Consider the following 14,614-nt stretch of genomic DNA (forward strand, 5'->3'; position numbering starts at 1 on the left):
GCTCAGCCCTTCTTCTTGTCGTCTTGCTTCTTGGCCTTGCCGGCCTTGGCGTCCGGCTCCGATCCGCCGTGCGCGCCGAACAGCAGCGTCCGGGTCGCCGCGGTCACGTCCGCCTGACGCATCAGGCTCTCGCCGACCAGCACGACGCCGAGGCCGTGCTCCCGGAGCCGTTCGACATCTCCATGGCCGCCGATGCCGCTCTCGGCCACAGCGATCCGGTCCTTCGGGATGCCCGGGGCGAGGCGGATCGCGGTGTCGAACGAGACCTCGAAGGTCTTGAGGTTGCGGTTGTTGATCCCGATCAGGGCCGTGCCCAGCGGCAGCGCCCGGGTCAGCTCGGCCTCGTCATGCACCTCGACCAGCACGTCCATGCCGAGCTCGTGCGCGGTGGCGACCAGGGCTTCGGCCTCGTCGTCGTCGAGGCAGGCCATGATCGCGAGGATGCAATCGGCGCCCCAGGCCCGCGCCTCGTAGACCTGGTAGGGCTCGAACAGGAAGTCCTTGCGCAGGACCGGCAGCCCGCAGGCCGCCCGTGCCTCGGTTAGGTATTCCGGCCGGCCCTGGAACGACGGCTCGTCGGTAAGAACCGAGAGGCAGGTGGCGCCGCCCGCCTCGTAGGCGGCGGCCAGCATCGCGGGGGCGAAATCCTCCCGGATCAGCCCCTTGGAGGGCGAGGCCTTCTTCACCTCGGCGATCAGGGCCGGGCGGCCGGCGGCGAGATGCGTCCGGATCGCCGCCGCGAAGCCGCGGACCGGATCGGCCTGGGCGGCGCGGCGCTCCAGCTTGGCGAGCGGCACGCGCAGCTTCGCCTCTGCGATCTCGCGGCGCTTGTAGGCCTCGATCCGGGCCAGCACGTTGGGCCGCTCGGGCGGCGCCTCGGCAGAACCCTCCTGGGCCACCGATTCCTGCGTGAGCGTGCTCATCGGCACTCCTGCCCGTTCGAGCGATCGTTCGAGGCCCGGACCAGGCGGGCGAGGGTGTCCCGCGCCGCCCCGGAATCGACGGCATCCTGCGTCCGCGCGAGCCCGTCCGCCAGGGTCGAAGCCGCCCCCGCGACGACGAGGGCCGCGCCTGCATTGAGAACGGCGATGTCCCGGTAGGCGTTGCGTGCGCCCGCCAGGACGGCTTCGAGCGCCCGCGCATTGTCGGCGGGATCGCCGCCGCGCAGCTCTTCCGGCGCCCGGAGCGGCAGGCCGAGTTCGCGCGGCTCGATGGTGAAGCGGGTCAGGCGGCCGTCCTCGAGGGCGACCACCCGGGTCGGCCCGGTGACGGTGATCTCGTCGAGACCGTCCGAGCCGTGGACGGTCCAGACCCGGCGGCTGCCGAGCTCGGCCAGCACCCGGGTCAGCGGCTCGGCCAGCGCCTCCTGGGCGACGCCGAACAGCTGGTAGGCGACGCCGGCCGGGTTGCACAGGGGACCGAGCAGGTTGAAGATCGTCCGCACCGGCAGCTCGGAGCGCACCGCCGCGATGTGGCGCATGGCCCCGTGATGGGCCTGGGCGAACAGGAAGCACAGATTGGCCTCGGCGAGGCACCTTGCCTGCCCCTCCGCATCGAGGCCGAGCTTCACGCCGAGCGCCGCCAGAACGTCGGCGGCGCCGGAGCGCGAGGTCGCAGCGCGGTTGCCGTGCTTGGCCACCGGCACGCCGCAGGCGGCGACCAGGATGGCGGCGAGCGTCGAGACGTTGACGCTGCCGGAATGATCGCCGCCGGTACCGACCACATCGACGGCGTTGTCGGGCGCCGCAATCCGGGTCATGCGGGCACGCATCGCCTCGGCCGCGCCGACGATCTCCTCGACAGTCTCGCCGCGCACCTTCAGTGCGGCCAGGAAGGCGCCGGCCTGGACGGGCGTGACCTCGCCCGACAACAGGTCGTCGAAGGCCGCGCGCGCCTCCGCACGGTCGAGGGCCAGGCCCCCGGCGACCTTGGCGAGATGGGGTCTGAAACTGTCCATGCGCTCTGTCGGAAGGCCGCCCCGGCCGTCCGGGGTCAATGCACGTCGGGGCGGGCTCTGTCACGCGCCGCGTTCCAGGCGGCGGCGAGATCCAGGAAGTTCTTCACGATCTCCGTGCCGTGCTGCGACCGGATGCTCTCGGGGTGGAACTGCACCCCGTGCAGCGGTCGCTCGGCATGTTCCAGCCCCATGATCAGGCCGTCCGCCTCGGCGGTGACCCGCAGAGTCTCGGGGCAGCTCGCGCGGTCGACCACCAGGGAATGGTAGCGCGTCGCCTCGAAACTGTCGTTGAGGCCGCGGAACAGGCCGCTGGCGCCGTGCCGGATGGTCGAGACCTTGCCGTGCAGCGGCAGCGGCGCGCGGATCACGTCGCCGCCGAAGGCCTGGCCGATCGCCTGCAGGCCGAGGCAGACACCGAAGATCGGGATCTCGTCGGAGAGATCGCGCACCACGTCGAGGCAGATGCCCGCTTCGTTCGGCGTGCACGGGCCGGGCGACAGCACGATCGCGTCCGGCGCCTTGGCGCGGATGTCGGCGACGCTCAGCGCATCGTTGCGGGCGACCTCGACGGCGCCGCAGAGCGGGCCGATCAGGTGGACCAGATTCCATGTGAAGGAATCGTAGTTGTCGATGACGAGGACGTTGGACATCGCGGCGGCACGCTCGGGCATTTTCGCGATGTGAGCCCTCTCACCCGCGGGGTCAACCTGCCCTATTGCCCGCGCTTCGCTTGGGCAGCGAACCGCACCGCCTCCTCGGCGGCCCGGAACAGGGCCTTGGCCTTGTTGACGCATTCCTGCTGCTCGGAGGCCGGGTCGGAATCGTAGACGATGCCGGCGCCGGCCTGGACGTGCATCCGCCCGTCCTTCACCACGGCGGTGCGCAGGACGATACAGGTATCCATCTCGCCGCGGGCGCCGAAATAGCCGATGCAGCCCGCATAGGGCCCGCGCTTCTCGTGCTCCAATTCGTCGATGATCTCCATGGCCCGCACCTTCGGGGCGCCGGAGACCGTGCCGGCCGGGAAGCCTGCCGCCAGGGCGTCAAGGGAATCGTGGCGGGGGTCGAGGTCGCCCTCGACGTTCGACACGATGTGCATGACCTGGCTGTAGCGCTCGATGAAGAACGAATCGGTGACCCGCACGGTGCCGATCTTCGAGACCCGGCCGGCATCGTTGCGGCCGAGATCGAGCAGCATCAGGTGCTCGGCGCATTCCTTCGGGTCGGCCAGCAGCTCGGCCGCCAGGGCCGCGTCTTCGACCGGGGTCGCGCCGCGACGGCGCGTTCCCGCGATCGGCCGGACCGTGACGGTGCCCTCGCGCACCCGCACCAGGATCTCCGGCGACGAGCAGACGATCTGGAAGGCCTCGAAATCGAGGTAGCAGAGGAACGGGGCCGGGTTGGTCCGGCGCAGCGACCGGTACAGGCTGTAGGCGGGCAGCGTGAACGGCGCCGAGAAGCGCTGGGACAGCACCACCTGGAACACGTCGCCCGCGACGATGTACTCCTTGGCCCGCGCCACCATGGCGGCGAAAGCCTCCGGCGACGTGTTCGAGACCGGCTCAGGATGCGCCACGCTCGAGAGATCAACCCGGGCGTCCACCGGCAGCGGCCCTTCGAGGGCTTCCGCCACCCGGTCGAGGCGCGCGAGCGCGGCCTCGTAGGCGGCGCGGGCGGTGACGCCGGGCGCCGGGCGGACGGGTGAGATGACGGTGATCTGGTCGCGGATCGAATCGAACACCACCATCACGCGCGGGCGCATCAGGATCGCGTCCGGCACGCCCAGGGGATCCGGGTTTGGCTCGGGCAGCCGCTCCATGGCGCGGACCATGTCGTAGCCGAGATAACCGAACAGGCCGGCAGCCATCGGGGGCAGGTCCTGCCCGTCGGATCCGCCGATGGCGCTCTCGGCGATCAGGGCCCGGAGGCTGGCGAGCGGCGCCCGGTCGTCCGGCTCGAACGCGTCGAGATCGGCGCCCCGGGCGATGGCGGGGGCGCCGTCGCGGCAGCGCCAGATCAGGTCCGGATCGAGCCCGATCATCGAGTACCGGCCGCGCACCGCGCCGCCCTCCACCGATTCGAGCAGGAAGGCCGGGCCGGAATGCCGGGCCCGCAGCTTGAGGAACGCCGCCACGGGCGTCTCGAGATCGGCCACGAGGTTCAGCTCGACGAGGCTCGGCTGACCGGCCTCGTAGCGTCCGGCAAACGCCGCGTAGTCAGGCGCCTCGGCCATGGCCCTCAATACTCTCCGCCGATGGCGCGGCGCAGGGCCGCCTGGTCGATCTTCACGCCGGCATTCTTCTGGACCTCCGAGATGTACTGGGACAGCACGTCGTCGGCGAGCGCGGCCTGGAAGTTCTTGGTGATGGTCTTGTCGGCCTGGGTGTCGACCACGAAGGCCGGCATCGTCGCCGCCGTGACCTTGAACACCGCCCGCGAATCGCCCGCCGCCGCGGTACCGGCCTTGCCGACCGGGGTCGCGAAGATCAAGTTCACGTCGTCGGTCGTGAGCATGTCCTTGGCCTGGTTGCGGGCGAGGTCCAGCGCCTCCTGGGTGTTGACCCCGACCTCCTGGGCGACCGCCTCGATGGTCGCGCCGCCGTTGAGCTTCTCGACCAGCTCACGCCCCTTGGCCTGGAGGCGCTTGGCGATCTCCGCGGCGGTCCAGCCGGCCTTCACGCCGTCCCGGACCTCGTCGAGGGGCTTGTCGTGCGCGGCGTCGATGCCGGTGACGTCGTACCAGACATAGCCGCCGGACTTGGTGCGCAGGGGCTCGTTGTCGCCGCCGATCTCGGCGCGGAACAGGGCCGGCAGGGTGGTGTCCGGGTCGGGGATGTCGGCGACGCGCTGGCCGTCCGGGCCCTTGCCCTGGGGATCGACCGCCTTGACGGTCACGAGCTTGAGCCCGCGCTCGGTGGCGATGTCGGCGAGCGGCTTGGCGCCGGCGCGCTGATCCTCGATCGCGTCGCGGGTCGTCTCCATGGCGTCCCGGGCGCGGCTCAGCGCCAGGTTCTTGCGGATCTCGCCCTCGACCTCCTCGAACGGCTTGACCGTGCCGGGCTCGATCTTGGTCACCCGCAGCAGCACCGTGCCGAACCGGCCCTGGACCGGCTGGCTCACGCCGCCCTCGGGCAGCGCGAAGGCGGCATCGGCCACGACCTTGTCGAACAATTCGGCCTTGGTGAGCGTGCCCAGGGTCAGGTCGGTGCCGCCGGTGCGGCGCTCCTCGGCGACGGCCTCGAAGGTCTTCGAGCCGTCGTCGATGGCCTTGCGGGCGGCCTCCGCGGCGGCCGCGTCCGGGAACACGATCTGCTGGATCGTGCGCTTCTCCGGGCTGCCGTAGCGGCCCTTGTTCAGCTCGTAGGCGGCCTTGGCATCCGCGTCGGTGATCGCCTCGGGCTTGGCCATCGCCTCGGGATCGACCACCAGCAGGGTGGCGGCGCGGAATTCCGGCGCCCGGAAGCCCGACTTGTTGGCCTCGTACCAGGTCTTCAGCTCGTCCTCGGTCGGGGCCAAGATCTCCCCGGCCACGGAGGGCGTGAGCATCAGGTAGGCGGCCGAGCGGCGCTCGGTGGAGTAGCGGTGGACCGCCTCGCGCATCGCCGCCGGGACATGGAGGTCGGACGACACGGCTTCGGCGAGCTGCAGCCGGGCGATGACGGCGCGCTGCTCGCGCACGAACAGGTTCTCGTTCAGGCCGGCGCGCTGGAGCATCTGGTAGAACAACGTCGGGTCGAATTGGCCCTGGGCGTTCTGGAAGCTCTTCTCGTCGTGGATCGCCCGGATCACCGACGCGTCCGGCACGCCGAGGCCGAGATCATGCGTCTTCTGGTCGAGCGCCGCCTCGGTGATCAGTTGCGACATCACCGCCCGGTCGAGGCCGAGCATACGCGCCTGATCGGGGGTGAGCGCGCGCTTCAGCTGGGCCTGATAGCGCTGCAGTTGGTTCTGGTAGGCCTGGCGCACCTGCTCGGCGGTGATCGGCGTGCTGCCCACCGTGGCGACGTTGTTGCTCGAGCCGCCGCGGAAGAACTCCTCCACGCCGAAGATGCCCACGCCCGCGATCAGCAGCGCGAAGATGATCGTCAAGACGATCTTGCCGAGCCAATGCTGGCTGGCGTTGCGGATGCCCTGAAGCATGATCTGTGATCGGATACCTTCGGCCTTCGACCCGTCGCCGGGCCGGTGCCATCCCTGAAAGGCGTTCGCGATAGACCATTCGCGTCCACAGGCAAAGGCTCAGCCTATCGGACGGTTTGCGCGCTCAAGCTCGCTCTGGTAGGCCCCGCCGACCCCGGAAAAGCCGAGGCGGCACGGGGGTGAGGCGAGGGCTAGGGATGACGCAGACGGGGCGGAAACCGCTGGTCGCCGGCAACTGGAAGATGAACGGGACGCGGGCATCGATCAAAGTGGTCGAGGCGATCCGCGACGGGATCACGCCGGAGCTTGCCGCCCGGGTCGACGTTTTGATCTGCCCGCCGGCGACGCTGATCGGCTCCTGCGTGGCGGCGACAGCCGGATCGCCGATCGCCATCGGCGGCCAGAACCTGCATGCCCGGCCGAGCGGCGCCTTCACCGGCTCGATCTCGGCGGAGATGCTCGCCGATCTCGGCGCCAAATACGTGATCGTCGGCCATTCCGAGCGCCGGGCCTACCACCACGAGACCGATGACGGCGTCCACGCCAAGGCGCTGGGCGCCCGCCGGGCCGGCCTGTGCGGGATCATCTGCGTCGGCGAGACCATCGAGGAGCGCGAGCAGGGCCGCGCCCTCGACATCGTCCGCGCCCAGCTCGCCATCGGCCTGCCGAAGGGCGCGACCGCGGCCGACACGGTGATCGCCTACGAGCCGGTCTGGGCGATCGGCTCCGGCCGCACCCCGACGCCGCGCGACATCGCCGAGGTTCACGCCTCCCTCCGCGAGATGCTGGACAAGCTCGTGGGCGACGAAGCCCACCGGATCCGCATCCTCTACGGCGGCTCGGTCAAGCCCAGCAACGCCCGCGAGCTGATGGCGGTGGAGAATGTCGACGGCGCCCTGGTCGGCGGCGCGAGCCTCGTGGCCGAGGACTTCCTGGGGATTTGCGCCGCCTACGCGTGAGGCGCCGGGGTTCTCGGAGCTGTCACACGATCCTGCTTTGAGGGGCGTGACGACATCCGACCAAGAAGCCCGACATGACGATCGACCATGCCTCCGCGGATCCCACGATGGTGGAGATGATCCGACGCGAAATCCTCGACAGCTACGACGAGGAGATGGAACTCGGCTTCGAGGATGACCGCCTCGACAGCCTCGAAGGCGGATCGGAATCCGGCCTCGACCGCAGGCGCTACTTCCGCGACCTCCTGCACCTCCAGCACGAGCTGGTCCGTCTCCAGGACTGGGTCCAGCACAAGAAGCTGCGCGTCGTCGTCCTGTTCGAGGGGCGCGATTCGGCCGGCAAGGGCGGCGTGATCAAGCGGATCACCCAGCGCCTGAACCCGCGCGTCTGCCGCGTCGTGGCCCTGCCCGCGCCGAGCGAGCGCGAGCGCACGCAATGGTACTTCCAGCGCTACGTCACCCACCTGCCCGCGGGCGGCGAGATCGTGCTGTTCGACCGATCCTGGTACAACCGCGCCGGCGTCGAGCGGGTCATGGGCTTCTGCTCCGAAGCCGAGGTGGAGGAGTTCTTCCGCTCCGTGCCCGAGTTCGAGCGTATGCTCGTGCGCTCGGGCATCATCCTGTTGAAGTACTGGTTCTCGATCACGGACGAGGAGCAGGCGCTGCGCTTCCACATGCGCATCACCGATCCGCTCAAGCAGTGGAAGCTCTCGCCGATGGATGTCGAATCCCGCCGGCGGTGGGAGGATTACACCCGCGCCAAGGAGGACATGCTGGCCCGCACCCACATCCCCGAGGCACCCTGGTGGGTCGTCGAGGCTGTGGACAAGAAGCGCGCCCGGCTGAACTGCATCAGCCATCTGCTCGAGCAGATCCCCTACGAGACCGTCGAGCATCCGCCGGTTCACCTGCCCGAGCGGGTACGCCACGCGGATTACCTCCGCACGCCGACCCCGCCGGAGATGCTCGTCCCCTCCCGCTACTGACCGGACTCGACGCGCGTCAGAGCTTGAACGCCTGACGCGCCATCAGCCGCCAGCGGCCGCCGTCCCGGCGCCAGACCTGCAGGACCCCGATATGGACCGGGGCGGTCTTGCCGTTCGAGACGGCCTCCCCGGAGAAGACGTGCCGGACAATCGCGTCCTCCCCGATCACAGAGGCCGAACGGTCCGACAGGGTGATGCTCGGGAAGCGCGAAGCGCCGCTGGTCAGCGCCGCGATGAAGGCCGCCTTGTCCTGCACCACGCCGCTCGAATGGCCGTAGCTCAAGCCGTCGAGGGTGAGGGCGTCCAGGGCGGCGCCGTCCGCCGCGAGCAGGGCCTGGGTCAGGGAATCGACGGCCGCCTCGACCGCGGCGCCCTGCGCGGCGTCGGTCGTCCCGGCGGCGAAGCCCGGCGTCGGGTAAATCAGGATCGGCGCGGCAGCGGCGATGGCGAACGCGGCAGCGAGCGCCGAACGGCGAGATAGGGTCATGGCGGGCCTCCCGGGCGGGGCGGCGTGTTGCGTGAGCCGCCCTTCCCGCCCGACAGAGCACGACCGGCGGCGCGGCGCGAGAGCTGCGGGCGACACCGCGAGGCCGATCGTCAAGTTGGCGGCGGCCGGCGAGTGGTGTATGGCCGGCACAGATTTGCGACCGGCGCGCCAAGTCGAACGTTTGGCACCGGTCGCCGCGCCCGCCGCCGGACCGGCCTCTCGGGACCGGCGCGCGAGGCCGAACCAGATTCCGGAACACCGATGCAGACCGTCCTGATCGTCGTCCACCTCATCATCGTGCTGGCGCTGATCGGCGTCGTGCTGCTCCAGCGCTCCGAAGGTGGGCTGGGCCTGGGCGGCGGCGGCGGTGGTGGCGTCGCGGGCTTCATGACCGGCCGCGGCCAGGCCAACGCCCTGACGCGCGCGACCGCGATGCTGGCCGCCCTGTTCTTCACCACCAGCATGCTGCTCGCCGTGATGTCGCACCGCTCGGCGGCGCCGAAGTCGATCCTCGACACCGGCGCGTCGGCGCCCGCCGGCCAACCGGCCAAGCAGCCCACCGGCGCCGACAACCTGCTCGACACCCTGCGCCAGCAGCAGGACCGTGCGCCCACCACCGCCCCGGCCCAGCCGGCCGTGCCCGAGGCGCCGCAATCGCGCTGATGCCCACCTGACCGGCATCGTGCGCGCCGTGCCGGAACGGATGCCGATCGGGAAACCGGCGCGAACCCTGGATCAAGCATCCAGGGTCTGCGCCGGGCGCGCGTGACATCCGGGTCCGGGCGCCGCAAGAGGACGGTCGGCGGATGAGCATGGGGCCGACGATTCGGCTCGGCTCCGGCCCGTCCGGGCAGGCCGTTTCCCGTGCCTGCACGATCCCCAGCCATTCCATCGCCGGCAGGCTTGCCGTTTGGCAAATGCCAGCGCCTTCTTTATGGACCGAGGCCCATGACGCGGTACGTTTTCATCACCGGCGGCGTGGTTTCCTCTCTCGGTAAGGGACTCGCCTCCGCAGCGCTCGCCGCCGTGCTTCAGGCACGGGGCTATCGGGTCCGGATGCGCAAGCTCGACCCCTACCTGAACGTCGATCCGGGCACGATGAGCCCGACCCAGCACGGCGAGGTCTTCGTCACCGACGACGGCGCCGAGACCGACCTGGATCTGGGCCATTACGAGCGCTTCACCGGCGTGCCGGCGAGCCGGGCCGACAACATCACGACAGGCCGGATCTACCAGGACATCATCGCCAAGGAGCGGCGGGGCGACTATCTCGGCGCCACGATCCAGGTGATCCCGCACGTCACCAACGCGATCAAGGATTTCGTCCTCGACGGCAACGACACGTTCGACTTCGTGCTGGTCGAGATCGGCGGCACCGTCGGCGACATCGAGGGTCTGCCGTTCTTCGAGGCGATCCGCCAGCTCGGCCAGGAACTGCCCCGCGGCACCTGCTGCTACGTCCACCTGACGCTGCTGCCCTACATCCCGTCGGCGGGCGAGCTGAAGACCAAGCCGACCCAGCACTCCGTGAAGGAGCTGCGCTCGATCGGCATCCAGCCCGACATCCTGCTGTGCCGCTGCGACCGGCCGATCCCCGTCGAGGAGCGGCGCAAGCTCGCCCTGTTCTGCAACGTCCGCGAGACCGCGGTGATCGAGGCGCTGGACGTCGCCTCGATCTACGAGGTGCCGCTCTCCTACCGGAAGGCCGGGCTCGACCGGGAGGTGCTCGGCCATTTCGGCCTGGAGCATGGCGAGGAGCCGGATCTCGGCCGCTGGACGACGATCTCCGACCGGGTGCGCAACCCCGAGGGCGAGGTCTCGATCGCCATCGTGGGCAAGTACACGGGGCTGAAGGACGCCTACAAGTCGCTGACCGAGGCGCTGATCCACGGCGGCATCAGCCACCGGGTCAAGGTCAACCTCGAATGGATCGAGGCCGAGGTGTTCGAGCGCGAGGACCCCGCGCCGTTCCTCGAAGGCCTGAACGGCATCCTGGTGCCCGGCGGCTTCGGCCAGCGCGGCGCCGAGGGCAAGATCCGCGCGGCCCGCTACGCCCGCGAGAAGCGCATCCCCTATCTCGGCATCTGCTTCGGCATGCAGATGGCGGTGATCGAGGCCGCCCGGTCCCTGGCCGGCGTGCCGGATGCCAACTCGACCGAGTTCGGGGAGACCTCGGAGCCGGTGGTCGGCCTGCTCACCGAGTGGCTGCGCGGCAACGAGCTGGAGCGCCGCGCCGCGGTCGGCGATCTCGGCGGCACGATGCGGCTCGGCGCCTACGACGCGCAGCTCGACCCCGATTCGAAGATCGCCCAGATCTACGGGTCCGACCGGATCTCCGAGCGCCACCGCCATCGCTACGAGGTCAACATGGCCTATCGCGAGCGGCTGGAGGCCAAGGGCCTGCGCTTCTCCGGGCTCTCGCCGGACGGGCTCCTGCCCGAGACGGTGGAGCATGTCGGGCACCCGTTCTTCATCGGCGTGCAGTTCCACCCGGAGCTGAAGTCGCGCCCGTTCGAGCCGCACCCGCTGTTCAAGGGTTTCGTCGGCGCGGCGATCGAGCAGAGCCGGCTGGTCTAGAACACCGGAGCCGCGGCTGCGCGCCGCTGCTCGCTCCGTGCGCCCGAACCCTATATCGGTCGGATCGTGACCGAGATCCTGTTCTACCACATGCAGCGCCAGCCCCTGGAGAAGGTGCTGCCGAACCTCGTCGAGCGCTCGCTCGGCCGGGGCTGGCAGGCCGCGATCCAGGCGGCCACCGAGGAGCGGCTGCAGGCCCTCGACGACCACCTCTGGACCTATTCCGACGAGAGCTTCCTGCCGCACGGCACCGACCGCGACCCCGATGCGGCCGGCCAGCCGGTGGTGCTGACGCTCCGCGACGTGAACCCCAACACCGCCTCGATCCGGTTCCTGGTCGAGGGCGCCGACCTGCCGCCCGACGCAGAGAGCTACGAGCGGATCTGCATCCTGTTCGACGGGACCGACCAGGACGCCCTGCTGCGCGCCCGCGAGCAGTGGCGGCAGGCCAAGGAGGCGGGTCACGCCGTCGCCTACTGGCAGCAGGACGATTCGGGCCGCTGGAACAAGAAGGCTTGACCGTGCTCCTCAGCAAGCGTCTCGCGCATGCCGCGCTCGCCCTCACCCTCGTGGCGGCGCCGCTGCCGCTCCGCGCGCAGGACGCCCACCATCCCGGCCCCCAGGCCGAGGCGAAGCCGGCCCCGCGCGGCCCGGAAGGCCGCCGCCTGCCGCCGGATTCCACCACCCGCCAGAGCGTCAAGCTCCCCGACGGGCGCAGCCTCGACTTCACCGCCACGGCCGGCAGCCTGCCGCTGGTCGACGAGGCCGGGAAGCTCCAGGCCGAGATCGCCTATGTCGCCTACACGATGGCCCCGGAGGCCGGGCGCGAGCGGCCGGTCACCTTCGCGATCAACGGCGGACCGGGCGCGGCCTCGGCCTACCTGAACCTTGGTGCGATCGGTCCCTGGCGGTTGCCCACCGGCGGCACGAGCATCAGCCCGTCGCAAGCGGTGGCGCTCACGCCCAACGACGGCACCTGGCTCGACTTCACCGACCTCGTGTTCATCGATCCCGTCGGCACCGGCTACAGCCGGGCCAGCGACGGCAACGGCAAGACCTACTGGAGCATCGACAGCGACGCCGCGACGCTGGCCGCCGTCATCGCCCGCTACCTGCGGGTCAACGACCGGATGGCGAGCCCGAAATTCTATGTCGGCGAGAGCTACGGCGGCTTCCGCGGCCCGCTGGTCACCGAGAAGCTGCAGGAGGAGATCGGGATCGGCCTGTCCGGGATGGTGCTGCTCTCGCCGGTGCTCGATTTCGGCTGGCTGGAGACCCCGCGGGCGAATCCGTGGGGCTACGTGCTGAAGCTGCCCTCCCTGGCGGCCGGCGCCCTGGAACGGGCCGGCACCATGCCGAATCCGGCGCTGCTGAGCGACGCCGAGGCCTACGCGGCGGGGCCGTATCTGACCGACCTGCTCAAGGGCCCGAGCGACACCGCCGCGGTCGCCCGGATGACCGACAAGGTCGCGCCGCTCACCGGCTTCGACCCGGCCTTCGTCCGCGCCCAGGCCGCGCGTCTCTCCACCCGCAGCATCCAGCGCGAGATCGACCGGACGGAGGGCCGCGTCACCAGCGCCTACGACACCGGCATCACCGGCTGGGACCCGAACCCGGATGCCGCGCAGCCGAGCTTCGAGGATCCGCAGCTCACCGCGCTCCAGGCGCCGCTGACCAGCGCCATGCTCGACCTCTACGCGCGCACGCTGAAATGGCCCATGCCGAACCTGCGCTACGAGCTTCTGAGCAACGCGGTGAATCGCGGCTGGAGCTGGGGCTCGGGCCGGCAGGCGCCGGAAGTGCTCTCGAACCTCAAGGGCGTCCTGGCTCTCGACGGCCAGCTGCGCGTCCTCGTCGCCCACGGCTTCACCGATCTCGTGACGCCGTATTACGCCTCGAAGCTGCTGCTGGCGCAGGTCCCGGCCTACGGCGCCGGGCGTCTCAGCCTCGCGGTCTATCCCGGGGGGCACATGTTCTATTCGCGCGACGATTCCCGGGCCGCGTTCAAGCGCGATGTCCGGCGGCTCTACCAGGACGCCCTCAAGGCCCGCGATGGCGGCTCGGCGCCTCCGGCCGGGGCACCGGCGGAACGGCTCAAGGACGCGCCCTGACGGTCACGCCGCGTCGTCGAACGCGAGCGCCTCGGCCGGATAGTCGATCATCATCCGGCGCTGGGCGTCGGTGTTCTGCCACTCGCCGACCTTCATGTAGCGTCCCGCGATGTCCCGGACCTCGACCAGCTTGCGGATGGTCTCGATGCCCTGGAACGCCTGCGGCCAATTGGACGCGAAGTAGAACACCTGCTCGACCCGCTCCGACAGGTGGCAGATCGCCGGACCGAAAGTGCCCAGGCCGAAGACGAGGTAGCGACCGTTCACCAGCGCCGCGACATCGGCCACGAGCGACTCGCTCTGCGTCTCCACCGGCAGGCCCAGGCCTTTCGCGTAGGCTTCCACCTCGGCGATCACCGGGTTCAGCCGGTTCTCGAAGACCAGCTTGACCGAGCGGATCCGCCCCTCGCCGCGCAGCCGGTCGATGACCATGCGGTAGAAGGCGAAGGGCGGCTGCGGGTAGTGCGGATCGACCCAGGTGCTGAAGATGTCGCCCGAGCGGATATGGATCAGGAGCTGGTCGTCGGGCTTGGGGGGGAACGTCGCCGGCAGCCCGTTGAACAGCGGGCGGATGATCTCCTGGATGATCGCCCGCGAATCCGGCGGCGTCTCGAGCCCCACCAGACGCTGGAACTGCGTCGGGTCGAAATACAGGCCGGACAGGAAGTAGCCGTCCGCCGGCAGCGCCTCATCCGGCGGGATAAAGGTGATGCCGTCGCGGGTGAGCCGCTCGGTCAGGAAGATCACCTTGCTGCGGTCGACCTTCGGGACCTTGACGTATTTGAGGTTCAACGCCTTCGCGACCGAGAGCGCGATGATGTACTGGACCAGGCAATTGCCGAACGCGCCGTTCTCGAACAGCGACAGGCCGACGAGGGTGCGGCTCGCCCGATCCGGTCCGCTCTCCAGGCTGTAGGCGAGGTAGCGGTTGGCGCCCGGCTTCTCGTTGAGGAGCGTCACGTCGAGGTCGAGCATCGCACGCAGCGCGATCAGGTCGATCGCGGCCTCCTCGGCGCGGACCTGCACGGCGGCCACCCGGTCGGGATTCGGCACCGCGATGCGCACGGACCGCGTCCAGGCGCGCTCATCGGCCTCGATGAATGCGGTGCTGGAGCCCGCCTCGCTCTGCCGGGACGCAAGGCCGGGCTCCGACCAGGACGCGCCGTCCTGCAGCACGAGGATCGCGACATCCGCGGCGGGTGCCGGATCCACCCCATTCCACACCACGACGATGGAATGGATCGGGAAACGGCCGCCGAGATCGATCTCCAGCCAGGTCGTATTCGCGACCGCTTGCGGCGTGCGGCCATCGGCGAGGTCGACGAGGGCGGGATTCGAGTCGTCTGCCGGGGCCATCATGTCTCCGGGGCGGATCTGGGCCGGTCGCGCCGGGGCGC

13 protein-coding genes are annotated in these 14,614 nt (G+C 70.3%); 6 read left to right on the plus strand and 7 right to left on the minus strand.

Annotated features, from left to right (window positions below; translation table 11 throughout):
• Window positions 1–2: 2 nt before the first annotated feature.
• From trpC to BMZ47_RS07430, 5 genes are all read right to left on the minus strand, one after another.
• Window positions 3–923 (minus strand): indole-3-glycerol phosphate synthase TrpC, encoded by a 921-nt coding sequence (trpC, locus tag BMZ47_RS07410; RefSeq protein WP_091860249.1) that lies wholly within the window; start codon window positions 921–923, stop codon window positions 3–5.
• Window positions 920–1,957 carry an anthranilate phosphoribosyltransferase gene (gene trpD / locus BMZ47_RS07415; RefSeq protein ID WP_091860252.1) on the minus strand — a complete coding sequence of 346 codons (1,038 nt, stop codon included), beginning with the start codon at window positions 1,955–1,957 and terminating at the stop codon, window positions 920–922. Before trpD ends, trpC begins: the two co-directional genes overlap by 4 nt.
• Window positions 1,958–1,992: 35 nt before the next feature.
• A complete protein-coding gene (locus BMZ47_RS07420; protein ID WP_091860569.1) occupies window positions 1,993–2,607 on the minus strand; it encodes an anthranilate synthase component II in 615 nt (204 codons plus the stop codon).
• A gap of 62 nt (window positions 2,608–2,669) precedes the next feature.
• Window positions 2,670–4,190, minus strand: a complete 1,521-nt coding sequence (gene trpE, locus BMZ47_RS07425) for an anthranilate synthase component I (protein ID WP_091860255.1) — start codon at window positions 4,188–4,190, stop codon at window positions 2,670–2,672.
• 5 nt (window positions 4,191–4,195) lie between these two features.
• Window positions 4,196–6,097 (minus strand): peptidylprolyl isomerase, encoded by a 1,902-nt coding sequence (locus BMZ47_RS07430; protein ID WP_091860258.1) that lies wholly within the window; start codon window positions 6,095–6,097, stop codon window positions 4,196–4,198.
• A gap of 197 nt (window positions 6,098–6,294) precedes the next feature.
• Here BMZ47_RS07430 and tpiA point away from each other — a divergent pair, with 197 nt between their 5' ends.
• Complete coding sequence (gene tpiA / locus BMZ47_RS07435) at window positions 6,295–7,056, plus strand: triose-phosphate isomerase (RefSeq protein WP_007561514.1); 762 nt, start codon at window positions 6,295–6,297, stop codon at window positions 7,054–7,056.
• Window positions 7,057–7,130: 74 nt separating this feature from the next.
• Window positions 7,131–8,042: a polyphosphate kinase 2 gene (gene ppk2 / locus BMZ47_RS07440; protein WP_007561512.1), complete on the plus strand. Its 912-nt coding sequence runs from the start codon at window positions 7,131–7,133 to the stop codon at window positions 8,040–8,042.
• Between the two features lie 16 nt (window positions 8,043–8,058).
• On the opposite strand, the gene BMZ47_RS07445 is transcribed toward ppk2, so the two are convergent.
• Entirely contained in the window at window positions 8,059–8,529 is a 471-nt protein-coding gene (locus BMZ47_RS07445; RefSeq protein WP_091860260.1) for a nuclear transport factor 2 family protein, read from the minus strand.
• 261 nt (window positions 8,530–8,790) lie between these two features.
• Between BMZ47_RS07445 and secG the strand changes: the two genes are divergently transcribed.
• The 4 genes from secG (at window position 8,791) to BMZ47_RS07465 (ending at window position 13,217) form a co-directional block, all read left to right on the plus strand.
• The gene (gene secG, locus BMZ47_RS07450) at window positions 8,791–9,192 is read left to right on the plus strand and encodes a preprotein translocase subunit SecG (RefSeq protein WP_091860264.1); all 402 of its coding nucleotides are present in this window, start codon (window positions 8,791–8,793) and stop codon (window positions 9,190–9,192) included.
• A gap of 285 nt (window positions 9,193–9,477) precedes the next feature.
• A complete protein-coding gene (locus tag BMZ47_RS07455; RefSeq protein WP_007561505.1) occupies window positions 9,478–11,106 on the plus strand; it encodes a CTP synthase in 1,629 nt (542 codons plus the stop codon).
• A 66-nt stretch (window positions 11,107–11,172) separates the two neighbouring features.
• Entirely contained in the window at window positions 11,173–11,625 is a 453-nt protein-coding gene (locus BMZ47_RS07460) for a DNA polymerase III subunit chi (RefSeq protein ID WP_007561502.1), read from the plus strand.
• Between the two features lie 2 nt (window positions 11,626–11,627).
• Entirely contained in the window at window positions 11,628–13,217 is a 1,590-nt protein-coding gene (locus BMZ47_RS07465) for a S10 family peptidase (RefSeq protein WP_091860572.1), read from the plus strand.
• Window positions 13,218–13,220: 3 nt separating this feature from the next.
• Here BMZ47_RS07465 and BMZ47_RS07470 read toward each other — a convergent pair whose 3' ends face one another.
• Window positions 13,221–14,573 carry a discoidin/SUN/FTP domain-containing protein gene (locus BMZ47_RS07470; RefSeq protein ID WP_091860267.1) on the minus strand — a complete coding sequence of 451 codons (1,353 nt, stop codon included), beginning with the start codon at window positions 14,571–14,573 and terminating at the stop codon, window positions 13,221–13,223.
• Window positions 14,574–14,614: the final 41 nt, after the last annotated feature.

Source organism: Methylobacterium brachiatum (assembly GCF_900113845.1).
Classification (GTDB): Bacteria; Pseudomonadota; Alphaproteobacteria; order Rhizobiales; family Beijerinckiaceae; genus Methylobacterium; species Methylobacterium brachiatum.

Coding starts and splice junctions, on each gene's coding strand:
- BMZ47_RS07430 (WP_091860258.1), bottom strand. CDS start 6,097: ATGCTTCAGGGCATCCGCAACGCCAGCCAGCATTGGCTCGGCAAGATC.
- trpE (WP_091860255.1), bottom strand. CDS start 4,190: ATGGCCGAGGCGCCTGACTACGCGGCGTTTGCCGGACGCTACGAGGCC.
- BMZ47_RS07455 (WP_007561505.1), top strand. CDS start 9,478: ATGACGCGGTACGTTTTCATCACCGGCGGCGTGGTTTCCTCTCTCGGT.
- trpD (WP_091860252.1), bottom strand. CDS start 1,957: ATGGACAGTTTCAGACCCCATCTCGCCAAGGTCGCCGGGGGCCTGGCC.
- BMZ47_RS07445 (WP_091860260.1), bottom strand. CDS start 8,529: ATGACCCTATCTCGCCGTTCGGCGCTCGCTGCCGCGTTCGCCATCGCC.
- tpiA (WP_007561514.1), top strand. CDS start 6,295: ATGACGCAGACGGGGCGGAAACCGCTGGTCGCCGGCAACTGGAAGATG.
- ppk2 (WP_007561512.1), top strand. CDS start 7,131: ATGACGATCGACCATGCCTCCGCGGATCCCACGATGGTGGAGATGATC.
- secG (WP_091860264.1), top strand. CDS start 8,791: ATGCAGACCGTCCTGATCGTCGTCCACCTCATCATCGTGCTGGCGCTG.
- BMZ47_RS07420 (WP_091860569.1), bottom strand. CDS start 2,607: ATGTCCAACGTCCTCGTCATCGACAACTACGATTCCTTCACATGGAAT.
- BMZ47_RS07470 (WP_091860267.1), bottom strand. CDS start 14,573: ATGGCCCCGGCAGACGACTCGAATCCCGCCCTCGTCGACCTCGCCGAT.
- trpC (WP_091860249.1), bottom strand. CDS start 923: ATGAGCACGCTCACGCAGGAATCGGTGGCCCAGGAGGGTTCTGCCGAG.